This window comes from Mycobacterium bourgelatii (assembly GCF_010723575.1).
Classification (GTDB): domain Bacteria; phylum Actinomycetota; class Actinomycetes; order Mycobacteriales; family Mycobacteriaceae; genus Mycobacterium; species Mycobacterium bourgelatii.
Map to the genome: position 1 here is coordinate 532,623 of NZ_BLKZ01000002.1, position 23,141 is coordinate 555,763.

At 66.6% G+C, this 23,141-nt stretch carries 26 protein-coding genes and 2 pseudogenes; 21 read left to right on the forward strand and 7 right to left on the reverse strand.

From position 1 onward, the window contains the following. Positions 1 to 55 precede the first annotated feature (55 nt). The gene (locus tag G6N68_RS31270) at positions 56 to 682 is read right to left on the reverse strand and encodes a TetR/AcrR family transcriptional regulator (RefSeq protein ID WP_240355947.1); all 627 of its coding nucleotides are present in this window, start codon (positions 680 to 682) and stop codon (positions 56 to 58) included. Positions 683 to 761: 79 nt separating this feature from the next. On the opposite strand from G6N68_RS31270, the gene G6N68_RS27435 reads away from it, so the two are divergent. The 5 genes from G6N68_RS27435 (at position 762) to G6N68_RS27455 (ending at position 5,082) form a co-directional block, all read left to right on the forward strand. Next, a complete protein-coding gene (locus G6N68_RS27435; protein WP_163719307.1) occupies positions 762 to 1,256 on the forward strand; it encodes a DUF2834 domain-containing protein in 495 nt (164 codons plus the stop codon). A gap of 206 nt (positions 1,257 to 1,462) precedes the next feature. Further along, positions 1,463 to 2,728 carry a serine--tRNA ligase gene (serS, locus tag G6N68_RS27440; protein WP_163719308.1) on the forward strand — a complete coding sequence of 422 codons (1,266 nt, stop codon included), beginning with the start codon at positions 1,463 to 1,465 and terminating at the stop codon, positions 2,726 to 2,728. Between the two features lie 349 nt (positions 2,729 to 3,077). Beyond that, positions 3,078 to 4,472, forward strand: coding sequence for a septum formation family protein (locus G6N68_RS27445; protein ID WP_163719309.1), 1,395 nt, complete (start codon positions 3,078 to 3,080; stop codon positions 4,470 to 4,472). Between the two features lie 5 nt (positions 4,473 to 4,477). Beyond that, positions 4,478 to 4,828, forward strand: coding sequence for a metallopeptidase family protein (locus G6N68_RS27450; RefSeq protein ID WP_163719310.1), 351 nt, complete (start codon positions 4,478 to 4,480; stop codon positions 4,826 to 4,828). Between the two features lie 47 nt (positions 4,829 to 4,875). After that, on the forward strand, positions 4,876 to 5,082 hold the full coding sequence (locus G6N68_RS27455; RefSeq protein WP_163719311.1) for a hypothetical protein: 207 nt from the start codon (positions 4,876 to 4,878) through the stop codon (positions 5,080 to 5,082). Here the strand turns inward: G6N68_RS27455 and G6N68_RS27460 are convergent. Together G6N68_RS27460 and pheA are read right to left on the reverse strand one after the other, a co-directional pair. Then, complete coding sequence (locus G6N68_RS27460) at positions 5,059 to 5,754, reverse strand: histidine phosphatase family protein (RefSeq protein WP_163719312.1); 696 nt, start codon at positions 5,752 to 5,754, stop codon at positions 5,059 to 5,061. The two genes, G6N68_RS27455 and G6N68_RS27460, sit on opposite strands and share 24 nt — an antisense overlap. Then, entirely contained in the window at positions 5,751 to 6,701 is a 951-nt protein-coding gene (gene pheA, locus G6N68_RS27465) for a prephenate dehydratase (RefSeq protein WP_163719313.1), read from the reverse strand. The genes G6N68_RS27460 and pheA overlap by 4 nt, the downstream gene beginning before the upstream one ends. A gap of 94 nt (positions 6,702 to 6,795) precedes the next feature. Here pheA and G6N68_RS27470 point away from each other — a divergent pair, with 94 nt between their 5' ends. Then, positions 6,796 to 7,578: a DUF2470 domain-containing protein gene (locus G6N68_RS27470; protein ID WP_163719314.1), complete on the forward strand. Its 783-nt coding sequence runs from the start codon at positions 6,796 to 6,798 to the stop codon at positions 7,576 to 7,578. A 36-nt stretch (positions 7,579 to 7,614) separates the two neighbouring features. On the opposite strand, the gene G6N68_RS27475 is transcribed toward G6N68_RS27470, so the two are convergent. Continuing rightward, positions 7,615 to 8,445 (reverse strand): DUF1206 domain-containing protein, encoded by an 831-nt coding sequence (locus G6N68_RS27475; protein ID WP_163719315.1) that lies wholly within the window; start codon positions 8,443 to 8,445, stop codon positions 7,615 to 7,617. A 151-nt stretch (positions 8,446 to 8,596) separates the two neighbouring features. Between G6N68_RS27475 and G6N68_RS27480 the strand changes: the two genes are divergently transcribed. Both G6N68_RS27480 and G6N68_RS27485 read left to right on the forward strand, forming a co-directional pair. Further along, positions 8,597 to 9,793, forward strand: coding sequence for an LCP family protein (locus G6N68_RS27480; RefSeq protein WP_163719316.1), 1,197 nt, complete (start codon positions 8,597 to 8,599; stop codon positions 9,791 to 9,793). Between the two features lie 151 nt (positions 9,794 to 9,944). Next, a complete protein-coding gene (locus G6N68_RS27485; RefSeq protein ID WP_163719317.1) occupies positions 9,945 to 10,490 on the forward strand; it encodes a ferritin in 546 nt (181 codons plus the stop codon). Here the strand turns inward: G6N68_RS27485 and G6N68_RS27490 are convergent. Continuing rightward, a complete protein-coding gene (locus G6N68_RS27490; RefSeq protein WP_163719318.1) occupies positions 10,487 to 11,308 on the reverse strand; it encodes a glycerophosphodiester phosphodiesterase in 822 nt (273 codons plus the stop codon). The two genes, G6N68_RS27485 and G6N68_RS27490, sit on opposite strands and share 4 nt — an antisense overlap. A 5-nt stretch (positions 11,309 to 11,313) precedes the next feature. Next, on the reverse strand, positions 11,314 to 12,369 hold the full coding sequence (locus G6N68_RS27495; RefSeq protein ID WP_163719319.1) for a DUF4328 domain-containing protein: 1,056 nt from the start codon (positions 12,367 to 12,369) through the stop codon (positions 11,314 to 11,316). A gap of 501 nt (positions 12,370 to 12,870) precedes the next feature. Here G6N68_RS27495 and G6N68_RS30375 point away from each other — a divergent pair. From G6N68_RS30375 to rraA, 9 genes and pseudogenes are all read left to right on the forward strand, one after another. Then, on the forward strand, positions 12,871 to 13,026 hold the full coding sequence (locus G6N68_RS30375) for a hypothetical protein (protein ID WP_205351535.1): 156 nt from the start codon (positions 12,871 to 12,873) through the stop codon (positions 13,024 to 13,026). 174 nt (positions 13,027 to 13,200) lie between these two features. Beyond that, positions 13,201 to 13,824, forward strand: coding sequence for a superoxide dismutase (locus G6N68_RS27500; RefSeq protein ID WP_163719320.1), 624 nt, complete (start codon positions 13,201 to 13,203; stop codon positions 13,822 to 13,824). A gap of 245 nt (positions 13,825 to 14,069) precedes the next feature. Further along, positions 14,070 to 14,603: a peptidase gene (locus tag G6N68_RS27505; RefSeq protein ID WP_069422323.1), complete on the forward strand. Its 534-nt coding sequence runs from the start codon at positions 14,070 to 14,072 to the stop codon at positions 14,601 to 14,603. 255 nt (positions 14,604 to 14,858) lie between these two features. Next, on the forward strand, positions 14,859 to 15,569 hold the full coding sequence (locus G6N68_RS27510) for a TMEM165/GDT1 family protein (protein ID WP_205351536.1): 711 nt from the start codon (positions 14,859 to 14,861) through the stop codon (positions 15,567 to 15,569). A 463-nt stretch (positions 15,570 to 16,032) separates the two neighbouring features. Next, positions 16,033 to 16,431 carry a helix-turn-helix domain-containing protein gene (locus G6N68_RS27515; protein WP_163719322.1) on the forward strand — a complete coding sequence of 133 codons (399 nt, stop codon included), beginning with the start codon at positions 16,033 to 16,035 and terminating at the stop codon, positions 16,429 to 16,431. A gap of 107 nt (positions 16,432 to 16,538) precedes the next feature. Further along, positions 16,539 to 17,195, forward strand: a complete 657-nt coding sequence (locus G6N68_RS27520) for a DUF6474 family protein (RefSeq protein WP_163719323.1) — start codon at positions 16,539 to 16,541, stop codon at positions 17,193 to 17,195. A 149-nt stretch (positions 17,196 to 17,344) separates the two neighbouring features. Next, a pseudogene (locus G6N68_RS31275) lies at positions 17,345 to 17,437 on the forward strand (hypothetical protein); the annotation flags it as partial. Between the two features lie 81 nt (positions 17,438 to 17,518). Continuing rightward, positions 17,519 to 18,019, forward strand: a complete 501-nt coding sequence (locus G6N68_RS27530) for an Rv3852 family protein (protein WP_163719324.1) — start codon at positions 17,519 to 17,521, stop codon at positions 18,017 to 18,019. Between the two features lie 5 nt (positions 18,020 to 18,024). After that, positions 18,025 to 18,504 carry a ribonuclease E activity regulator RraA gene (rraA, locus tag G6N68_RS27535; protein WP_163719325.1) on the forward strand — a complete coding sequence of 160 codons (480 nt, stop codon included), beginning with the start codon at positions 18,025 to 18,027 and terminating at the stop codon, positions 18,502 to 18,504. Between the two features lie 19 nt (positions 18,505 to 18,523). Here rraA and G6N68_RS27540 read toward each other — a convergent pair whose 3' ends face one another. Continuing rightward, positions 18,524 to 19,996: a flavin-containing monooxygenase gene (locus G6N68_RS27540; RefSeq protein ID WP_163719326.1), complete on the reverse strand. Its 1,473-nt coding sequence runs from the start codon at positions 19,994 to 19,996 to the stop codon at positions 18,524 to 18,526. A gap of 77 nt (positions 19,997 to 20,073) precedes the next feature. Between G6N68_RS27540 and G6N68_RS27545 the strand changes: the two genes are divergently transcribed. From G6N68_RS27545 to G6N68_RS32265, 4 genes and pseudogenes are all read left to right on the forward strand, one after another. Then, positions 20,074 to 20,721, forward strand: a complete 648-nt coding sequence (locus G6N68_RS27545) for a TetR/AcrR family transcriptional regulator (RefSeq protein WP_163719327.1) — start codon at positions 20,074 to 20,076, stop codon at positions 20,719 to 20,721. 25 nt (positions 20,722 to 20,746) lie between these two features. After that, positions 20,747 to 21,352, forward strand: a complete 606-nt coding sequence (locus G6N68_RS27550; RefSeq protein ID WP_163719328.1) for a class I SAM-dependent methyltransferase — start codon at positions 20,747 to 20,749, stop codon at positions 21,350 to 21,352. Positions 21,353 to 21,551: 199 nt separating this feature from the next. Beyond that, entirely contained in the window at positions 21,552 to 22,763 is a 1,212-nt protein-coding gene (gene dinB / locus G6N68_RS27555) for a DNA polymerase IV (RefSeq protein ID WP_163719329.1), read from the forward strand. A 169-nt stretch (positions 22,764 to 22,932) separates the two neighbouring features. Continuing rightward, a pseudogene (locus G6N68_RS32265) lies at positions 22,933 to 23,121 on the forward strand (PE family protein); the annotation flags it as partial. Positions 23,122 to 23,141: the final 20 nt, after the last annotated feature.

The window sequence follows — 23,141 nt, forward strand, 5'->3', positions numbered from 1 at the left end:
ATCCCAGACGCCCTCCCAGACTTGGAGGCTGGCACGACGCCGCAAGTTTTGTCAATTATGACGAAACTTCTCCCGGCCGCCAGGTGTCGGTGATGCCGTTCCGCAGGGCCTCCAGAGCAAGGTGGCTCACCCGGGCCAGTTCGCCGAGCGAGCGGTCCTCCCCCAACATCCACGCCTCCATCGCCCCGAACACCGCGGCCGCGATACAACGCGCCGTCACCGTGGCGCGCAGCTTGGCATCGGGCAGCTGTTCTGCCGATCGGTTGCGCTTCTGTAGTTGCACCTGAATGGCGTCGGCAAGGTCGGCCTGGACGTCTCGGATGTGTCGCACGATTCGGCTCGGGTCTATCTCGCCACCCCGCAGCGCCGCGATCTTCGTCACCGCTTCTACGTCGTACGGGAAGGCGAAAATGGCGGCTTGGACGGAGTCGATCACCGGTTCGTCGACGGGTCTGGCGTCAAGCGCGGCGCGGAACCAGTTCAACCCGGTGTAGTCGGCGAACAGCAGGTCGTGCTTGGAGCTGAAGTGGCGGTAGAACGTGCGCAGCGAGACGCCGGCATCCGCGGCGATCTGCTCGGCGGACGTGTTCTCTACTCCCTGGGCCAGGAACCGAACCAGCGCCGCCTGGCGCAGCGCCTCGCGGGTGCGTTCGCTGCGCGCGGTCTGTGCGGGCCTGACCATTCGAGCAAGATACCAAGTCTGCTATGAGTCCTTTTTGACAATATTGACAAAACTTTGGCCGCGGGGTGAGACTGCGCCAATGGTGTCGCTACTCCTCCACGCTGTCCTCGGTATCGCCGTCATCCTCTGGATCGTCAGGTCGAATCCCGCGGTCTACGCCAGACCCTCGGGCGGACCGGCTTTCTCGCCATTGGAGCTGGTGTACTACGGGGTCGGCATCGCCTCGATCGCCCTGGGCTGGTACTTCAACATCCGCTTCGTGCAGGAGTACGCGCCGCACGGGATTACCGGGGTGCACAACCCGATCTGGGGTCCCGGGAGCTGGACGCAGTACATCCAGTTGATGTTCGTCAACCCGGCCGCGGGGTCGGCGGGGCAGGACTACACGATCGCGAATGTCATTCTGCTGCCCCTGTTTTCGACCATCGACGGGTATCGGCGTGGCTTCAAGCGGCCGTGGCTGTTCTTCGTCAGCAGCCTGTTCACCAGCTTCGCCTTCGCGTTTGCCTTCTACTTCGCCACCATCGAACGGCAGCGCCGGCACGAGCAAGCGCGCCAGACGGTCGACGCCTGACCCGGCTTTCGCGGCGGGCACCGCTCGCCGAACGTGCGGCCTGGGCACCCCCCGCCGCGAATCCAGGGCAATACGCCACACACTCGGCGCGCCCGCCAGCGGGCCCGGCCCGCCGAAGGTGAGGCCTAGTCACCCGCCGCCGCGGATCCAGGGCAATACGCCACACACTGGGCGCGCATGCCACCGGCGAAAGTAGTCTTGCGGCCGTGATCGACCTGAAGCAGCTCCGGGAAGACCCTGACGCCGTACGCCGCTCCCAACTCAGCCGGGGGGAAGATCCGGCGCTGGTGGACGCGCTGCTGACCGCGGACGCGCAGCGCCGGGCGGCGATCTCTTCTGCGGATGCATTGCGCGCCGAGCAGAAGGCCGCCAGTAAGAGCGTCGGCAAGGCGTCACCTGACGAGCGCCCGGCGTTGCTGCAACGCGCCAAGGAATTGGCCGAGCAGGTCAAGGCCGCCGAAGCCAGCCAGGCCGAAGCGGAGGCGGCTTTCGTCGCGGCGCACATGGCGATCTCGAACGTGATCCTGGACGGCGTTCCCGCTGGCGGCGAGGACGACTACGCGGTGCTCGACGTGGTCGGCGAGCCCAAGACGCTGGACACTCCGAAGGACCACCTGGAACTCGGGGAGTCGTTGGGCCTGATCGACATGCAGCGTGGCGCCAAGGTGTCCGGCTCGCGGTTCTACTTCCTGACCGGACGCGGCGCGCTGTTGCAGTTGGGTCTGTTGCAGCTGGCGCTGAAGGTGGCCGTCGACAACGGCTTCATTCCGATGATCCCGCCCGTGCTGGTCCGCCCCGAAGTCATGGCCGGCACCGGATTCCTGGGCGCCCACGCAGACGAGGTGTACCGGGTGGAGGCCGACGACCTGTACCTGGTCGGCACCTCCGAAGTACCGCTGGCCGGTTATCACGCCGATGAGATCCTGGACCTCTCCGGTGGGCCGCTGCGCTATGCGGGCTGGTCTTCATGTTTCCGACGGGAGGCCGGCAGCTACGGCAAGGACACCCGCGGCATCATCCGGGTGCACCAGTTCGACAAGGTGGAAGGGTTCGTCTACTGCAAGCCCGCCGATGCCGAGGCCGAACACGAGCGGTTACTGGGTTGGCAGCGCGAGATGCTGGCGCACATCGAGGTGCCGTACCGGGTGATCGACGTGGCGGCGGGCGACCTGGGGTCGTCAGCTGCGCGGAAGTTCGACTGCGAGGCGTGGGTGCCGACGCAGGGTGCGTACCGCGAGCTGACGTCGACGTCGAACTGCACCACCTTCCAGGCGCGCCGACTGTCCACCCGCTACCGCGACGACAACGGCAAGCCGCAGACCGCCGCCACCCTCAACGGGACGCTCGGCACCACCCGCTGGCTGGTCGCCATCCTGGAGAACCACCAGCAGCCGGACGGCAGTGTGCGTGTGCCCGCGGCGCTGGTGCCCTTCGTGGGCACGGAGGTGTTGGAGCCGACGGGCCGCCGCTAGTCTCGCGCGCCGAGTGTGGGGCCTGCGGCCCGGGAATCGCCTCGACGGGTGCAAGAGCCACACGTTCGGCGGGCGAGGGCCGACGCCAGGCGCGCCGAGTGTATGGCCTGCGGCCCCGGGAATCGCCTCGACGGGTACACAGGCCACACGTTCGGCGGGCGGGGGTCGACGGCACGCGCGCCGAGTGTGTGGCTTGCGGCCCAGGAATCGCGTCAAGCGGTACACAGGCCACACGTTCGGCGAGAAGGGCCGCCGGCCCCCCCACGCTCGGCGGCCCAACCCGTGACCTCACGTCTCACATCTGCAACATCTGTTACATCGCTGTTTCCGCCCTGTCAGAATGGAGCGGATGTTGGAAGCTCCAGAGAAGGATCCCGCGCCGGTGGAGACACCCGCGGGAGAGCCTGCCGCCCCTGCCGCCGAGGCGAAACAGCCCTCGGCGGGGGGTCGCTGGCGGCGGGCCCTGCAGCCGTCGTCAACCAGGCGTGCGCTGCTCCTCACGGCGCTGGGCGGCCTACTGATCGCCGGACTGGTGACCGCGCTGCCGGAGGTCGGCAACGCGCCGGGGCGACTGCTCGGCCTGACCGATGCCAACTCCACGCCCAGCACCGCCGGCAAGACAAACTCCACCTTCGGCCGTGCCACCAGCGGCAGCTGCCTGACCTGGCCGGAGGGCACCCCGGACGCGGCGACCCTCGTGCCCTGCACCGACGACCACCGTTTCGAGGTCGCAGAGCCCATCGACATGCGGACCTTCCCCGGCTCGGAGTACGGTCCCAGCGCCGCCCCGCCCTCTCCGGCGCGCATTCAGCAGATCAACGAGGAGCAGTGCGTGCCGGCGGTGCGCCGCTACATGGGCCCCAAGTTCGATCCCAACAGCAAGTTCAGCATCAGCATGCTGTGGGCCGGTGACAACGCCTGGCGGCACGCGGGCGAGCGCCGCATGCTGTGCGGCCTGCAATTGCCCGGGCCGAACAATCAACAGCTTGCCTTCAAGGGGAAGGTCGCCGAGATCAACCAGTCCAAGGTCTGGCCGGCCGGCACCTGCCTGGGCATCGACTCCACCACGAATCAACCGGTAGACGTTCCCGTCGATTGCGCGGCGCCCCACGCGATGGAGGTCACCGGCACGGTCAACCTGGCCGAGAAGTTCCCCGACGTGCTGCCCTCCGAACAGGAGCAGGACGCCTTCATCAAAGACGCCTGCACCCGGATGACCGACGCATTCCTGGCGCCGATCAAGCTGCGGACCACCACGCTGACCCTGATCTACCCCACGCTGTCGCTGGCCAGCTGGTCGGCGGGCAGCCGTGAGGTCGCGTGCAGTGTTGGCGCGACGCTGGGCAACGGCGGCTGGGCGACGTTGGTCAACAGCGCGAAGGGGCCGCTGCTGATCAACGGTCAGGCGCCGGTACCGCCACCCGACATTCCCGAGGAGCGGCTCAACCTGCCGCCGATTCCCGTCCAGGCGCCTACCCAGGCCGCCACGCCGCCGGCGCAGCAGACCCCGACCATCCCGCCGGGCAACCAGCACCTGCCCAACCAGCAGCCGGTGGTGACGCCGACGCGAGCGCCGTCGTCGCCTGCCACCCAAGCCCCTCCCGCCAACCAAGCTCCTCCGGCCGCTCCGCATGGACCGCCGGCGAACCCGCCGCCCGCGAACCCCCCACCGCCGGAGGGCGGCGCGCCGCCGCCGGCCCCAGCACCCGAAGGACAGGTTCCCGAGGGCGAACCGGTGAGCTAGCCCCCGTGGCGGTACGGATGGACCCGCAGCGGTTCGACGAGTTGGTTTCGGACGCGCTGGACATGCTCCCGCCCGAACTGGCCGACGCCATGGACAACGTCGTGGTGCTCGTCGAAGATCGCCACCCTGAGGAGGACGGTCTGCTCGGCCTCTACGAGGGTGTGGCGTTGACCGAGCGGGATTCCGACTATGCCGGGGCCTTGCCGGACGCCATCACCATCTATCGCGACGCCCTGCTGGACTTCTGCGACTCCGAGGAGGAAGTCGTCGAGCAGGTGGCGATCACGGTGCTGCATGAAATCGCCCACCATTTCGGCATCGACGACGACCGACTCGACGAATTGGGCTGGGGTTGAGGGGCGCGCCTCTCCGATTTGTCGGAGCACGGTGCTATGAACGGCTTATGAGCACAGGCTGCCGCGACTGCCGGGCAGGCTTGGATCACTGCCACGGCACCGTCATCGTTCACTCGCTGCATCGGTCGGAGTGCACCGAGCCTGACTGCACCACCCCGGAGTTGTTCGCGCACGACTTCGTCATCGACTGCGACGCCGTTGGGTGCGCCTGTGGCGAGGAGCTCGCCAACTCAGCCCATCGGATCGGTGCTTGACCCGACCGCATCCGCGACGGGATCGACAGTCTCCGCGGCCGGTGGCCAGAACGGCGGAGTGTGGGCGCCCCAGCGCAGGCAACTCCACCGTCCATCGGTGATCGGCGCCAGCACCACCGATTGGGCGTTTTCCAGATGGTTGTCCAGCACGAAGTTGCCGTCCACACCGGCCAGCACGGCGGAGGCCAACCGGATAGCCGCGCCATGGCTCACCACCACGATGTCGCCGTCCCAGTCGTCGTTGTCGAGGTAGCGCATGCGCAGTTCGGTCAGCACCGGCACGTAGCGCTCTAGGACGTCGTTACCCGTCTCGCCACCCGGCAGCGCCACATCCAGCTCACCCCGATGCCACCGTTCGTAGATGGCGTTGAACTCCGCGACCGCTTCGTCGTCGTTGCGGTTTTCCAGCGACCCGACCTGCACCTCGTGGACGCCGACCACTGCCTGAACGGGCAGGGCAAGCTCGGCACCGATCACCGATGCCGTTTCCGACGCCCGGATGGCCACCGAGTGCGTCAGCAGCACTGGCCGATGACTACCGGCCCGCGCGAACGCCCGCGCCTGGTCGCGCCCCAGCGGGGTCAGCGCCGCGCCAGGGGGACGGGTGTCCAGCCGGCGCTCGACGTTGCCGTACGACTGGCCGTGCCGCATCAGCACCAGACGCCCGCTCATGGCCCGGCCACCGCATCGGCTTGGCCCTTGCGCAACCGCTCCAACCAACTCTCCGCCGTGTCCGGCGGTGGCGGCACCGGGGAGTTCGGATCGGGGGCCGCTCCCGTCGGCCAGGAACCCAGGTATCTCACGTCAGCACAACGGCGGTGCAGCGCTTTGAGTGCCTCGGCGACGGCGTAGTCGTCGATGTGGCCGTTGCAGTCGACGAAAAACATGTAGGTGCCCAGTTCCGTGCGGGTGGGCCGAGATTCGATCCGGGTGAGGTCAATGCCGCGCATGCCGAACTCGGTCAGCGCTTCCACCAGCGCCCCGGGCTTGTTGTCGATGCGCAGCACCGCCGACGTGCGGTCGGCTCCGGTGCGCGGTGGCGGCGGGCCGGGCAAGCCGATCAGCACGAACCTGGTGCGGGCGTTGTTCTCGTCGACGACGCCTTCGGCCAGCGTGTCCAGGGACCAGTGCTTGGCGGCCAACGGCGATGTCACCGCGGCGTCGACCTGGCCATCGGCGACCTGACGCGCCGCGTCGGCGTTGGAATACGCCGGGCACAGCTCGACGTCGGGCAGGTGGGCGGTGAGCCAACGGCGCACCTGCGCGGCAGCCACTGGAAACGCCGCCACCGTCCGCACGTCGGCGGCTGCGTACCCCGCCCGCACCACGATGCTGAACGCCACATCGAGCGTCGTCTCGGCGAACACCTGCAGGGGCGAACCGATGGCCAGGCTGTCCAGTGTCTGCGCGAGCGATCCGTCGATGGAGTTCTCGATCGGCACGCACGCGTAGTCCGCGGAACCGGCGCGGACGGCGTCGAGCGCGGCGGGTGTGCTTTCGACCGGTATCCGCTCGACGGTTTCCGCCGCGTTCGCGGGGATCAGCCCGGCGGCAGAGATCTGCAGCAGCGCCGCCTCGGTGAATGTCCCCTCCGGACCGAGATATGCGATGCGGGCCACCCTGACAACCCTAATGGCGCGCCCACGATGCCCCCCCTTGCGACGCGTCGCAGTCGTAAGTTAACTTAGGCTTACCTAAGCCAAGGAGGTATGCGTGCCAACCGTCACAACGCCGACGCCGACGACTGCCGAACGCATCCGCAGCGCGTGTGTGCGGGCCGATAGCGCACTGCTGGCCGTGGACGGTGATGGCCCGATCGCCACCCCCGTGCATCACCTGCTCCACGACGGGACCTTCGCGGTGGCCGTGCCCGTCGAGCACGGCGCCGGCCTCGTTTGCGGGACGCAGGCGTTGCTGGAGCTGACCGACTATGCGCCGCTGCCGGTGCGGGAACCGGTCCGATCGTTGGTGTGGGTCCGCGGCCGCCTGCACCGCATACCGCCGGGAGCGGTGGCCAAGATCCTCGACCTGATCGCCACCGAGGACCCGAATCCGGCCTTGCTACAAGTGGAGACGCCGAAGTCCGCCCCGGCCGACGCCGACGAGCCGCGCTACGCATTGCTGCGACTCGAGGTGGCGTCGGTGGTGGTGACGGACGCGACGGGCGCCGAAGCGGTTCGCGTCGAGGACCTGCTGGCCGCCCGGCCCGACCCGTTCTGCGAAGTCGAGGCGACTTTGCTGTGGCACCTGGCCACCGTCCACGACGACGTCGTCGCCCGGCTGGTTTCCCGGCTGCCCGCACCCTTGCGCCGCGGCCAGGTCCGCCCGCTCGGGCTCGACCGGTACGGCGTCCGTTTCCGTGTCGAGGGCAACGACGGTGACCGCGACGTACGGCTGGCGTTTCACAAGCCGGTGGACGATATGAACGGTCTCAGTCAGGCCATTCGGGTGCTCATGGGTTGCCCGTTCCTCAACGGACTGCGCGCGCGTCGGTAGGCGCAGACGATCAAGGCCCGGCTCCGGCCGACACCGCTAGGTGACCGGGCGATAGCGAGCCTCGGCAAATGAGAACAGTCCGTAGGCGAACAGGCCGATGGCGATCAGCCAGAGGACGAGCTGTCCCCAACTCTGGCCGGCGAGTTCGGCCAACAACCCGGACAATCCCTTGGCTTCGTCAGGGTCGAAGGTCAGGCCGGCGACGACGAGGAAGAAGCCGACGCCGATCGTCACCAGTCCGCTGCCCGCGTAACCCGCCCGGCCCAGTGCTTCGACGGGCCTGCGCTTGTCGTAGTCCAGCTGTCCCAGCCGCTTCATGAAGTCGCGATTGACGGTGTGCTTGTAGATTTCGTAGCCGCCGAACGCGATCGCGGCGAGGCCGGCGAGCATGACGATCCACTGTCCACCGGGCAGGCCCATGACCGCCGCGGTGGCGTGCTGTTTGCCGTCGCCGCTTCCGCCGGGGACCGTCTCGGCATTGCCGCCCCAGTTCGCGATAAGGACTGAGAGCGACGCGAGCGCCGCACCGCTGTACAGCACGGCCTTGGCGGCGCACTTCGCCCGGTGACTGCCGTCTGAGCCTTCAATCGGGTCACCGGAGATGGCCTGGGTCACCAGCCACACCACCAGCGCGATCAAGGCTGCCGTCAAGGCAATCAGTAGGAACTTGCCCAACGGGGCTTGCGCGACGGTCTGGATCGCCCCCACCTCACTGGCGCCATCCGACGAGCGGTTACCCAGCGCGACGTTGATCGCCAAAAACCCCAGAAGCGCGTACAGCGCTCCTTTGCCGAACAGGCCGATCCGTGCGACTTTGGATCTGACGTCTCCGGCATGATTTTGCGCTCGAACAGCGGGTCTGGTCATTGCTTGCTCGCCTTCGTTTAGTGAACCGATGTGCAATGAGCAATACCCAGAGTGAAGACTCTCGATGCCACCCGAATTTCAACTGGTACTTGACTCAGCGGCCGCGGGCACCACCGTGCGCCGGAGACGGGCGGGCACGTAAATTGACCGGGTGAACGGCGGTCGACCACCGGATCTCCCGGAATCCGGGAGACCACGGCAAAGACCGCGCTTTTCGCAACCGCCAGCTCGGCCAGCCCAGTCGGAGCCCCCTCCGGTGATCCACCGCCGGGATCCTCCTCCGCGCCCGCCGGCCCCCACGGCTCCCCCCGCGCCTCCACCACCTCGACGTCCCGCGCCACCACCGCGTCCCGTCACCCCAAAAGCGAAGCGCCAGAAAAGTAAGCGCCGCTGGGGACGCCGGGTCGCACTGACCCTGCTGATCGTCGTGATCCTGGTCGGCGCGGGCGTCGTGGGCGGGACGGTGTGGCTGGACGCTTCGCTACACCGCGTGTCGGTGTTCACCGCCGGCACCGACCGCCCGGCTCCCGGCCGCGGCACGAACTGGCTCCTGGTCGGTTCGGACAGTCGCCAAGACCTGACCGACCAGCAGCAGGAAGAGCTGGCGACGGGCGGCGACATGGGCACCGGCCGGACCGACACCATCCTGCTGGTGCACGTTCCGGCGTTCGATTCCAGCAACCCGACGACGTTGGTGTCCATCCCCCGTGATTCGTACGTGCCGATCCCGGGGCACGGCAAGGACAAGATCAACTCCGCCTTTACGACGGGCGGCCCAACTCTGCTGGCCCAGACCGTCGAGCAGGCCACCGGCCTGCGTCTAGACCACTACATCGAGATCGGGTTCACCGGATTCGCGGGCATGGTCGACGCGCTGGGCGGGATCACGGTGTGCCCGTCATCGCCCATCAACGACCCGTTGGCCGGCATAGATCTGCCCGCCGGATGCCAGGAGCTCACCGGCCGCAACGCGTTGGGCTTTGTCCGCAGCCGGGCGACACCGCGTGCCGACCTGGACCGGATGATCAACCAGCGCCAGGCGATGTCGGCGCTGATGCAGCGCGCCGCGAGCCCGGCCGTCTGGTTGAATCCGTGGCGCTGGTACACGGTGTCGCACGCGGTGGTCAACGCCCTCCTCGTGGACCGCGACGATCACGCCTGGGACCTGGCCCGGCTCGGCCTGGCGCTGCGCGGGCAGACTCGTAATCTGACCGTTCCGATCGGCGAGTTCACCAACGGAGACGTCGGCTCGGTCGTGGTGTGGAACCACGACGCCGCCAGCAAGTTGTTCGACGCATTGGCCGCCGACGCGGAGGTCCCCGCCGAAGTTGTCGATGAGCAGCCGTGAATTCAACGTCAGAGTTGAGTTTCCCGTCTGCATAGGCTTACTTAACTTAGGTAAAGCTGGCCGAAAATTGCGCGCGGGTACTTAGGAAAACCTCTCCTGACTAAGCGCAACCTTCGTTGCAGACCCCTTCCACCTGCTATAACCTGCGGTCATGACCGACTTTGACGGACCAAAGACGAAATTCCATGCATTAATGCAGGAACAGATTTTCAACGAATTCACCGCCGCCCAGCAATATGTCGCTATTGCGGTTTATTTCGACAGCGAAGACTTGCCGCAATTGGCCAAGCATTTCTACAGCCAGGCCGTCGAGGAACGCAATCACGCGATGATGCTGGTGCAGCACTTACTCGACCGAAGCCTGCATGTCGAAATCCCCGGGGTGGACGCGGTGCGTAACCAGTTCGACCGGCCGCGCGATGCGTTGGCGCTGGCCTTGGACCAGGAGCGGGCGGTCACCGAACAGGTCAGCCGGCTCGCGGCGGTGGCCCGCGACGAGGGCGACTTCCTCGGCGAGCAATTCATGCAGTGGTTCCTCAAGGAGCAGGTCGAGGAAGTCGCGCTGATGTCGACGCTGCTACGGGTTGCCGATCGCGCGGGGGACAACCTGTTCGAGCTGGAGAACTTCGTCGCCCGTGAGGTGGGACGGGCTCCGGCCACTGCGGGAGCCCCGCCGGTGGCCGGCGGCCAGCTCTAGCTGCTCCCCTCGGCGGCTCGGTTCTCCAGCCAGGCTTTGGCGCGACCGGGGTGATCGGTGGCGATCCAGGCGACGCCGACGTCCCGGCAGAACTCGACGTCCTCTTTCTCGTCGACGTCCCAGCAGTACACCGCGCGACCCTGAGCGGCGGCGCGGTCGACGAGTTGCGGATATTCCTTCAGTGCAGGCAACCAGGGCCCGACGGCGGTCGCCCCCACGGCCGTGGCCGCGCTGCTGGCGAGGTAGCGAGCGTTCTTGCCCAACAGCACTGTCGGCAACATCGGGGCGGCGCGCCGGATCCGCCACACCGCCGCGGCGGAGAACGACATCACCACCGCGCGTGAGATATCGGCCGACGCGGGCGTGGCGATGCCGTAGCGCTGCAGCAGCGCCAGCAGCTTGGTCTCCACCAAGGAGCCGTACCGGACGGGGTGCTTGGTCTCGATGAAGATTTTCACCGGCCGATGCCAATCCAGCACCAGGGAGACGAGCGCGTCCAGCGTCAGCAGGCGGGTGTCGCCATGAGTGCCGTCCGGCCGCCAACTTTCGTGCCAGGCGCCGAATTCCAATTCACGCAACTGGTCGAGGGTCATCGTGCTGACCAAACCCGCCCCCGACGAGGTGCGGTCCAGACGCCGGTCGTGAACGCACACCAGATGCCCGTCCCGGGTCAGCCGGACGTCGCACTCCAACCCGTCGGCGCCTTCCTTGAGCGCCAAATCATAAGCAGCCAGGGTGTGTTCGGGTCGCGCAACCGAGGAACCCCGGTGGGCAACCACGAACGGATGCCCGGCGAGCACCTCGTCGGCCCACGGCATGCCCACTATGCTGCCGGTTCCTGGCCCTCCAACTCAACCGGAGACTCCAAAGAGGGCGCCGGCGCCGGCCGCTCCGGCCCGTCGGCGCTGACGACGACCCAACGATGCACGGGCCGTTCGACGGGTTTGCGCTCGAATCCCTCGAAGACCCGCGCCGTCGCGGACACCGCGACCGCCGCGCCCAGGTAGGCCACCACCATCGTGACGGTGTTGTTCGCGATGCCTTGCGCGTCGGAAGCAAAGCTCGTGGCGATGGCGAAAATCGAGATCGCGGTGCTGACAACCCAGATCAGCCACCACCGCAGGATGAGACTGCGCAACCGGTGGTAGTAGTCCTCGATGCGCGCCAGTTCGATGACGTACACGGGCGCCCAGAGCAGGTTGACCACGGGCACCAGGCACCCGGCCCACAACGCGCGCTCGGAACGCGGTTCGGGCAGGCCCACGTGCTTGAAAGCCGCGGCCCGTCGCGCAATCAACCAGGACACCAGCAGCACAGCGGTGATACCCACCGCCAAGAGCGCCGCCACGCTGGCGAGATACCCGAGCCACACCGACGCCAGAGCCACCAGCGAGGGGAGCAGGGTGTCACGGTTGATGATCAGCAGCGCGTACCGCAGCACAAACACCAGCGCCGCCCCGGCGAGGACCAACAGCGTCGCGAACAGCGCGGTGCGCACCAGTCCGACCGCCGGCCCCGGCTTGGTGGGTGCCTGCTGCTGCGGCCCGGCGGACCCCTGATCGACCCGGTCCACCAGTCCCCAGCGCGGTATGACGGTGTAGCGGGGCGTGGGTCCGCGGTGGCGCCGCGGGCGTCGTACCGGGGGCGCCGCACCTGGTCGCACCGCGATCCAGCGAAATCCCGGTGGCAGCCGCGGGGCGGTGGGACGCATGGCCGGGGCCGCCGGGATCTGCGGTCCGGCGGGCATGCCCCAGCGGGGGTCCGGGGGCGGCCCGTCCATCAGCGGTGCCATCAGCGCGCCGCGGCAGCGAGGGCACCACTCGCGGCGCCGCTCGCGGACATTCCACCGAGTGCCGCATTGAGAGCACACCTGGATCACCGGACCAGCCTACTAACCGCAGGCGGGTGCGCTAAGCCGCAAACACACTCCGTCGCAAATCGGACCCGGCGCCAGGGCGCACTACACCATCAAGAGTCAGCTACCAAGAGCTATCCACAGTTTCCACAGCTTTATCCACAGGTGGTGGAAATTGACGGAAGTGTCTAGTTGCCATCTATCGGCCAATCTGCCGCCGGACCTGGCCCACGACTGTGGATAACACGCCAGATACCGGGCGCTTCGATCGACAGCCTGGCAAGTCTCTGAGCGAAATCTGTTGTCTCGCTAAGAACGAGCTACCCGATCGCCGGTGCGGGAAACCAGCAACGCTGCGGTGACAACCAGGGCAAACAGAGCGATTTGGATGACCACCGGTCAACTTTTCCACGGCAAGTACGAGGCGATATGATCTGCGACGCTAGGATGGTGTTGTGATTCACCTCACTGTGGTGTGTCACGTCGCTCCTGCAGCAAGGCAAGGACGTAGTTGAAAGGCGCTTGATGGCGACCCATTCGTTCGGACCGGGACAGCCGCCACGGCCGAGCCAGTACACCGGCTCGCCCGCCTGGAACTCTGCCTACGCCCTGGCCGCTCTTCGCGCGGGCCTCGTCGCGCTCGCGTTGCTGGGCATCCTTGCGCTCATAGCGTTGTCCTGAACTTTGTCTTGAATTCCGCCCCAGCGGGTACCCCGGGCGAGCGCCCATAGGGAAGTCCCTTTCGGCGCACGCGCTCAGGGACAGGGTTGAATGGTGCCGGGGCCGCCGCACGGCGGAACCCTGCGACTGATGAGCTAGAACGATCACCAATCGATCACCGAAGGAAGGAATGCCGTGGCTGAATACACCCTGCCCGACCTGGACTGGGACTACGCAGCGCTGGAACCGCACATTTCGGGCCAGATCAACGAGCTCCACCACAGCAAGCACCACGCCACGTACGTCAAGGGACTCAACGACGCGATCGCCAAGCTCGAAGAGGCACGCGCCAAGGAGGACCACTCAGCGATCTTTTTGAACGAGAAGAATTTGGCGTTCCACCTCGGTGGTCACGTCAACCACTCCATCTGGTGGAAGAACCTGTCGCCGGACGGTGGCGACAAGCCGGAGGGCGAACTGGCCGCCGCCATCGACGACGCGTTCGGCTCGTTCGACAAGTTCCGGGCTCAGTTCACCGCCGCCGCCAACGGCTTGCAGGGATCGGGTTGGGCCGTCCTGGGGTACGACACCCTGGGCGGCAAGCTGCTCACCTTCCAGTTGTACGACCAGCAGGCCAACGTGCCGCTCGGCATCATTCCCCTGTTGCAGGTGGACATGTGGGAGCACGCCTTCTACCTGCAATACAAGAACGTCAAGGCGGACTACGTCAAGGCGTTCTGGAACGTCGTCAATTGGGCCGACGTACAAGCGCGCTATGCGGCCGCGACCTCCAAGACATCGGGTTTGATTTTCCCCTGACCCGATAACAGGCAAGGCAGCAGGGCGCCGCGCGTAATCGCGCGGCGCCCTCCTTGTTTAGACCTTTGCGACGCCGGAAAGTTGCGCCGACGGCGCTCAAATATTGCGACTATATGAACTCCATTAGGTGATGCCGTGTCGAGTTGCACGAGCGTAAATACGCCCTCATCCTTGAATTCTCGGAGCTACCATTTTGTTAGCTACCAGTGCAGTTACTTCGAATGGAGGCGTGGCGGAGGGTCGACATGGATGCCGGGTCTGATCGTTCGATAGGGGTGTCCCCGTTTCATTCTCGCGGGACCCTCAAAGGGTTCGTGATCTCTGGGCGATGGCCGGATTCGACCAAGGAATGGGCCCAGTTGCTGATGGTCGCGGTCCGCGTGGCGTCCTTGCCCGGATTGCTTTCCACCACAACGGTATTCGGCGCCCGCGAAGAACTGCCCGACGAGCCCGCACCGGGCACCGTCGGCCTGGTTTTGGCTGAGGGCACCGTGTTCGGCGAATCCGCCATCCAGCCAGGCTATTTCGCGGATCATCAACCGCCCGCACTGCTGATGCTGCACCCCCCGTCGGAAACAACGCCGTCGTTGCCGGAATGCACGGGAGCGGCGTCGGGATGTGTCCTGTTGCCCGGGTTGCCCTATCTGGGATTGGAACACCGGGCCGCGTGGGTGGAAGCCGAAGCCGACGGCACCATCACGTCGATGGTGAGCCGCGTCGGCGTCGACCCGATCAGCCACCCCGACACCGCGATTCTGGCGATGCTGCTTGCCGCATAAGGGAATTCGAACCGATTAATTCGGTGCCCGAATCGAGGAATACGGGTACCCGAACTTCGCCGCTTAGCTGGCGTGCGCCAAATCCGGCCGCTAGCCTGGAAAACGTAAGCGAAGGGGAGTAGCCCCCAATCGTCGTGTCGACATACTGGCGAATAGCCCGGCCGGCGAACCGTTTCGATCCGAGACGGTGGGTGAGACCTTCGACCGATGTGCGATGACCCAACGGTCGCCGCCGCGTGTCGAAAGGTCGTCCCTATGCTCGCAGCCATCCTGCTGAGTCTCTCGGTGGTGTTCGTCGCCGAACTCGGCGACCGATCCCAGCTGCTCACGGTGACCTACGCCTTGCGGTACCGCTGGTGGGTCGTGCTCTCCGGAGTGGCCATCGCATCGGCTCTGGCGCACGGCGTCTCGGTGGCCATTGGCCACTATCTCGGCGCCACCCTGCCGACTCGTCCCATGGCGTTTGCATCCGCGGCCGCCTTCCTGATTTTCGCCGTCTGGACCTGGCGTGAGGGCGCTGCCGACACGGAGGACGAGGTGGCGGCTCCGCGTGAACCCCGCTTCGCGCTGCTCACCGTGATTTCGTCTTTCATGCTGGCTGAGCTCGGCGACAAGACCACGCTGGCGACGATCACCCTGGCCAGCGACCACAACTGGATCGGGGTCTGGATCGGCACCACGTTGGGCATGATCCTGGCCGACGGTCTGGCAATCGGCGCAGGCCTGCTGCTGCACCAGCGACTCCCCGAGCGGTTGCTGCACGCATTGGCCAGCCTGCTGTTCCTGTTGTTCGGTTTGTGGATGCTGTTCGACAACGCGCTCGGCTGGCGTTCGGTAGCCGTCGGAGTGACCGCCGCTGTCGCATTCGCCGCGTTGGCAGGCGTCGTCTCCAGGCAGCTGGCGCAAACTCTTCGGCGCCGTCGTGAGACCGCCGCAATCGCCGCCGGCTCAGCGCGCAATGTCTGACTGACCCCACTGTTGTACCCGCGTCAACATGGCGCTCTGGCCGACTGTTAACGTCATGGACACAGGGGGTTCGTAGCCTTTTTCAATATCGTCTGGTGTCGCCCGCGGTCTGTCGAGGTTCATGGGCAGCAAATGGTGGCTCAGCACTGGGTGCAGGTTGCCCGGAAGTCCGCGAATCCGCTCGAACCTGCCGGCCGGTTGGTCTCGTCAACCGTCGCGCCGGCGTCTTGTCGCGCCCTTATTCTCGACGGATTCTGCGGATAACCTGTGAAGTTCTTTCTTTTTATGGACAGCGTACCGTTTTGGCTACAGGCTCGACGGGGGCGTCTCGGTCGGGTTGTTTGCCTGCCTCAGACCAAGAGGCCCAGGTTTGCACTTGGTTGTTGACATAACTGTCGCTACCATGATCAGCAAATAACGTATTGATAACATTCGCCCTGCCAGCCCGCTGGAGGTCATATCGATGAGCACGACTTTCGCCGCCCGCCTGAACCGCCTATTCGATACGGTGTATCCGCCCGGTCGTGGACAACACACCTCCGCGGAGGTGATTGCGGCGCTCAAGGCAGAGGGCATCACGATGTCGGCTCCGTACCTATCGCAGCTACGTTCGGGCAACCGCACCAACCCCTCGGCGGCGACCATGGCCGCTCTGGCGAATTTTTTCCGGATCAAGCCGGCGTACTTCACCGACGACGAGTACTACGAGAAGCTCGACAAGGAACTGCAGTTCCTGGCCGCCGTCCGGGATGACGGCGTGCGGCGCATCGTGACCCGGACTCAGGGACTGTCCCCGGAGGCACAGGCAAAGGTCGTGGACCACATCGACGAGCTGCGCCGCGCCGAAGGCCTCGACGACTAGCCCCGCTGACCTGACGGGTTGTCCAAGGTCCACTCCGATTAGGGTTGGCCCAGCGATCGCGTACAAGTAACGCGGTAGTCCACGAGATGACCGGGAGGCGGCCGGGAATGGGCCTGTTCCGCAAGCGAAAGAGCCGTGCGACACGTCGCGCCGAAGCGCGAGCGTTGAAGGCGGGCGCCAAGCTGGAAGCCAAGCTGTCGGCCAAGAACGAGAAGAAGCGGATCAAGGCCGCTCAGAAGGCCGAGGAGAAGGCTCTCCGGGCGCAGCTGAAGGCCCAGCGGGAAAGCGACCGGGTGGCGTTGAAAGTCGCCGAGACCGAGCTCAAGGCGGTACGGGAAGGTAAGTTGTTGTCGCCCACCCGGATTCGTCGAGCCCTCACGGTGTCCAGGCTGCTCGCCCCAATCCTGACGCCGGTGATCTACCGCGCGGCCGTCGCGGCCCGCGGCCTGATCGATCAGCGCCGGGCCGACCGGCTGGGCATTCCGTTGGCGCAGCTCGGGCGGTTCTCCGGGCACGGCGCGCGGCTGTCGGCCCGGATTGCGGGCGCGGAGCAGTCGTTGCGAGTGGTCCAGGAGAAGAAGCCGAAGGACCCGGAGACGAGGCAATTCGTCTCGGCGATCTCCGAGCGGCTGGCCGATCTGTCGGCGGCCATCACCGCGGCCGAAAATATGCCGACGGCCCGTCGCCGGGAGGCCCACAACGCCATTTCGGCGCAACTCGACGGTATCGAGGCCGACCTGTTGGCCCGGCTGGGATTGAGCTGATTCGCGTGCGCCCTGCGCTGGGTTCGGTACTGGCCCCGGTACTGGCCTCGGTACTGGTCTCGGTGCTGGTGACCCTCGTCTTGAGCGCCTCGCTTGGTTTGGCAACGGCGAATGCGGCAATCACCGCCGTGGTCGCCGCTCCTGCCGATGACGGCGGCGACGTTCCGACCTGGCCGTTCGCGGTCGGCACGATCGCGGCGGTCGCCGTGGTCGCGCTCTGGGCGGCACGACGGGGTCGCTAATCGCCGTCCTGGCATGATGGGACTCGATTGATTCGCGACTGAGCGACAGCGACCAAGGAAGCAGCTACAAGGAGCGGCCGCATGGCAGACCCGCAGGATCGACCCGACAGCCAGGCCCAACCGGCCCCACCGGCCGCAGCGGCGCCCGGTCCGTCGGCAGAGCCGGCCCCGTCCGCGGAGCCGGCCCCGCCGGCCAAGAAGCAGCCCGCCAAGAAGGCTGCGAAAGCGCCCGCGAAGAAGGCTCCAGCCAAGAAAGTCCCTGCCAAGAAGGCCCCCGCTAAGAAGGCGCCCGCCGAGAAGGCACCGGAGAAGGCGGCACCCCCGGCCACCGCGGAATCCGCCCCACCGAAGCTGGCCGACGAGGTCTTCGGCGTCCAGCACCGGGCCGACACCAATGGTGAACTCGCCGCCGCCGCCAAGGCCGCCGCAGCGCACGCGAAGTCGACCGTGGAGAAGGCCCCCGACCCGCTTCCTCGCTCGGAGCCGAGCCTGACGGGTGGCCACTCCCCCGTGCCGCTGGTGGTCGCCATCGCCCTGAGCTTGCTGGCGCTTCTGCTGGTCCGGCAGCTGCGCCGCCACTAACGCCGATGACGGTCTCGTTCCGGCCCACGGCCGACCTGGTCGACGACATCGGTCCCGACGTGCGCAGCTGCGACCTTCAGTTCCGCCAATTTGGCGGGCGCACCGAGTTCGCCGGCCCCATCAGCACCGTGCGCTGCTTCCAGGACAACGCCCTGCTCAAGTCGGTGCTTTCGCAGCCAGGTGAGGGCGGAGTGCTGGTGATCGACGGCGCGGGCTCGGTGCACACCGCGTTGGTTGGTGATCTGATCGCTGAGTTGGCGCGCTCGAATGGCTGGGCCGGCTTGATCGTGCACGGTGCGGTGCGCGACTCCGCCGCGCTGCGTGGCATCGACATCGGCATCAAGGCGTTGGGCACCAATCCACGCAAGAGCACCAAGACCGGCGCCGGTGATCGCGACGTCGAAATCAGCTTGGGCGGAATAACCTTCGCGCCAGGCGACATCGCCTACAGCGACGACGACGGCATTGTCGTCGTGACGCCGTAGCGACCCGAGCCCAAACCGGTTACGAAACCGCCACAGCGGCAGGCTTTTTCGTGAACAGCAAGCCTTCATCCTCGAGCTTGCCTCGACGAATCAGGCGGATGTCGCGCAGGTAGTTCTGGTTGAGCCGCCACGGGGTGCGCGAACCCTGCTTCGGCAATTCATCCAGCGAGCGCAGCACGTACCCGGGCGTGAACTCCATGAACGGCCGCTCCTCGACGTCGGGACCCGGCCGGTCCACCACCACCGTGTCAAACCCGTTGGCGTCCATGTGGTTCAACAGACGGCAGACGAACTCCGACACCAGGTCGGCCTTCAGGGTCCAGGACGCGTTGGTGTAACCCACCGTGTAGGCCATGTTCGGGATGCCGGAGAGCATCATGCCCTTGTAGGCAATCGACTTGGTGATATCCACCGGTTCGCCATCGATCGAGGTGGTCGCCCCGCCGAACAACTGCAGGTTCAAACCCGTTGCGGTGACGATGATGTCGGCCGCAAGTTCCTGTCCGGAGTTCAGCCGGATGCCGTTCGGGGTGAACCGGTCGATGGTGTCGGTGACCACGTCGACCTTGCCGTGCCGGATGGCGCGGAACAGATCGCCGTTGGGCACCAGGCACAACCGCTGCTCCCACGGGTTGTAGTGCGGGCCGAAATGCTTTCGCACGTCATAACCCTCGGGCAGTTGCTTCTTGGCCAGCCCCATGAACATCTTCCGCATGCGGCGCGGCCACTTCTGGCACGCGCCGTACAAAGCTGCACCACGGACCACGTTCTTCCACCGGACCACGGTGTAGGCCATCCGCTCGGGCAGATAGCGGTTGAGTCGCTCCGCGACGGAGTCGCGCTCGGGTTGCGACACGATGTAGGTGGGCGAGCGTTGCAGCATCGTCACGTGCTTGGCGCCCGAGTTGGCCAGTGCCGGAACCAGGGTGACGGCCGTAGCGCCACTGCCGATCACGACGATGTTCTTGCCTTCGTAGTCGAGATCCTCGGGCCAGTGCTGCGGGTGAATGATCGGGCCGGTGAAGTCTTCCGAGCCGGCGAACTTAGGCGAGTAACCCTCTTCGTAGTTGTAGTAACCACTGCACAGGAACAGGAACGAGCAGGTGATACTGCTCTGCTCGCCGTTGCTGTCGATCTGGACCGTCCAGCGGTTCTCCGCGCTCGACCAGTCAACGTTGACAACTTTCTGGTTGTACCGAATGTGCTTGTCGATGCCGTACATGGCCGCGGTGCTCTTGACGTACTCCAGGATCGGTCCGCCGTCGGCAATTGCCTGGCGTTCCGTCCACGGCCGAAAGCGAAAGCCCAGGGTGTGCATGTCGGAGTCGGAGCGAATGCCCGGGTAGCGGAACAGGTCCCAGGTGCCGCCCATGGCCGCGCGCTTTTCCAGGATCGCGTAGCTCTTGGTCGGGCAACGATCCTGCAGGTGCCAGGCCGCACTGACCCCCGAGATGCCAGCGCCGACGATGACGACGTCGAGGTGCTCAGTCATGCCGACACGCTATCAACGCTGTGTTGAGGGGGTCAACACTCTGTCGAGTTTCTCAACACCGAGGTAAGCTGCCCGTCGTGACCTCCTCCGCCGCCAGCCAGGTATCGCCGCGCCGGGGCCGGCGTACCGCCCGGCCGTCCGGCGACGATCGCGAGTTGGCGATCCTGGCCACCGCCGAGCGGCTGCTCGAGGACCGTCCGCTCAGTGACATCTCCGTCGACGACCTGGCCAAGGGCGCCGGCATTTCGCGACCCACGTTCTACTTCTATTTCCCGTCCAAGGAAGCGGTGCTGCTGACGCTGTTCGACCAGGTGGTCAACGAGGCCGACTCCGCGCTGGAAGCGCTCAGCGAGAGCATGGCCGAGCAAGGGGAGAACCGCTGGCGGATCGGGATCAACGTGTTCTTCGAGACGTTCGGATCCCACAAGGCGGTGACCCGGGCCAGTGTGGCCGCCGGCGGCACCAACCCCGAGCTGCGCGAATTGTTGTCGACGTTCATGCAGAAGTGGATCAGCTTCTGTGCCGCGGCAATCGACGCCGAGCGGGAGCGCGGCGCCGCACCACGCACCCTGCCCAGCGAGGAGTTGGCCACGGCGCTCAATCTGATGAACGAACGCACGTTGATCGCATCCTTCTCCGGCGAGAAGCCGTCGATTCCGGAAGAGCATGTGCTGGACAACCTCGTGCACATCTGGATGAGCAGCATCTACGGCGAGGCCCGCTAGCACGTCGCCTTGCGACAATGGCTTTATGGGCGAAGAAAGCCTCTGGATGCGCAAGGTCGCGGCCGATCCCGGGCACTCACATTGGTACGTCGAGCGGTTCCGTTCAATGGCGCGCGCCGGTGAGGATCTGGCCGGCGAGGCGCGCCTCATCGACGCGATGGCTCCCCGCGGCGCCCGCATCCTCGATGCCGGCTGCGGTCCCGGCCGGTTGAGTGGGTATCTGGCAGCCGCCGGTCACGACGTCGTCGGCGTCGACGTCGACCCCGTGCTCATCGAGGCTGCCGAACAGGATCATCCTGGGCCGCGCTATCTCGTCGGCGACCTCGCCGAACTCGACTTGCCCGCCCGCGGCATCGCCGACCCGTTCGACGTGATCGTGCTGGCCGGCAACGTCATGACGTTCCTTGCGCCGAGCACCCGGGTCACGGTGCTGGGCAGGGTGCGTGCCCACCTCGCCGCCGGCGGACGCGCCGTGATCGGCTTCGGCGCCGGGCGCGGGTACCCGTTCACCCAATTTCTTGACGACACCGCGGAAGCCGGGCTCACGCCCGACCTGCTGTTGTCCACCTGGGACCTGCGGCCGTTCACCGAAGACTCCGACTTTCTGGTCGCGCTGCTTCGGGCGGCTTAAGGCCCGGTTGTTGCGAGATTGTGGGCACCCTAGGCCAACGACCACACCGAGCCTGAAACCCTGCAGAAAAAGATTGAGTGAAGGCCTGCGTCGTTACAGGCTCGTCGCCCCGGCCAGTCCCCTACGTCGCTCGCCGCAAGCCTGAAACCCTGCAGGAAAACGCGGGCGCACACCCGTTGTCGGACCCGCATGCGAACATATGTTCGTGCGGTGCGAGGCGTCCATCCTGCACGCGGACCTGGACTCGTTTTACGCCTCCGTCGAGCAACGCGACGACCCCTCGTTGCGGGGTCGCCCGGTGATCGTCGGCGGAGGTGTCGTGCTGGCGGCCAGCTACGAGGCCAAGGCCTACGGCGTGCGGACCGCCATGGGAGGCGGGCAGGCGCGGCGGTTGTGCCCGCACGCCGTGGTGGTCCCGCCCCGCATGCGCGCATATTCGCAGGCCAGCGACGCGGTGTTCGAGGTGTTCCGCAACTGCTCGCCCATTGTGGAGCCGCTCTCGGTCGACGAGGCCTTCCTCGATGTCAGCGGGCTACGCCGGACAAGTGGCCGCGTTTCGGGCAGCCCGGTGCAGATCGCCGCGCAACTGCGCGCCGACGTCCGCGAGCAAGTGGGCCTGCCCATCACCGTGGGCATCGCCCGGACGAAGTTCCTTGCGAAGGTGGCCAGCCAGGAAGCCAAGCCCGACGGGTTGCTCCTCGTGCCGCCCGACGGGGAGCTGGAGTTTCTGCGGCCGTTGCCGGTGCGCCGGCTCTGGGGCGTCGGCGAGAAAACGGCGGAGAAATTGCACGCGCACGGCATCAGAACCGTGGCCGATGTCGCCGAGCTCAGTGAGTCCACTTTGGCCTCGATGCTGGGCGGCGCCATGGGCCGCCAGCTGTACGCGTTGTCCCGCAATATCGACCGTCGTCGAGTCACCACCGGCGTCCGGCGTCGGTCGATCGGTGCCCAGCGTGCACTCGGGAGTCGCGGCAACACCATGTCCCCCGCCGAACTCGACGCCGTCGTGGTCACCCTGATCGACCGGATCACCGGGCGGATGCGCAAGGCTGGGCGCACCGGGCGGACGGTGGTCCTGCGGTTGCGTTTCGACGATTTCAGCCGCGCCACCCGATCGCACACCCTGCCGTGGGCCACGTCGTCGACGGAGACCATCCTCGCCGCTGCTCGCCGGCTCGTCTCCTCGGCGGCGCCGCTCATCACCGAGAAGGGCCTGACGCTGGTCGGCTTCGCCGTGTCCGGCATCGACCGCGACGGCGCGCAACAGCTGATGCTGCCGTTCAGCGGCGAATCGCTGGCGGTGGACGCCGCCGTCGACCAGATCCGCCGGCGCTTCGGCAACACCGCGGTGACCCGCGCGGTGCTGGTCGGCCGCGACCCCGGCCTGGAGATGCCCCACCTACCTGACTGACCGGCGACAAATGGGGCAAATGCCCCATGGGTATTCGTCCCGATCCCCATACGCTCCTGCCTTACTGACCTGTATTGGCGACTCACCGGGTCCCGCGGGTCGGACTGACTTCTGCGCCAATTGCCTTGGGAGGTACCAAATGTCATTCGTCATTGCGCTGCCGGAATACATGGGCGCGGCGGCAACAGACCTGGCTGGGATCGGATCGGCGGTGGAGTCGGCCACTGCCGCGGCAGCGGCCCACACAACCGGTCTGCTGGCGGCGGCGCAGGATGAGGTGTCCGTGGCCATCGCTGAACTCTTCGGCACGTTCGGTCAGCAATACCAGAGCGTGAGCGCGCAGGCGGCGTCGTTCCATGCGCAATTCGTGCAGGCGTT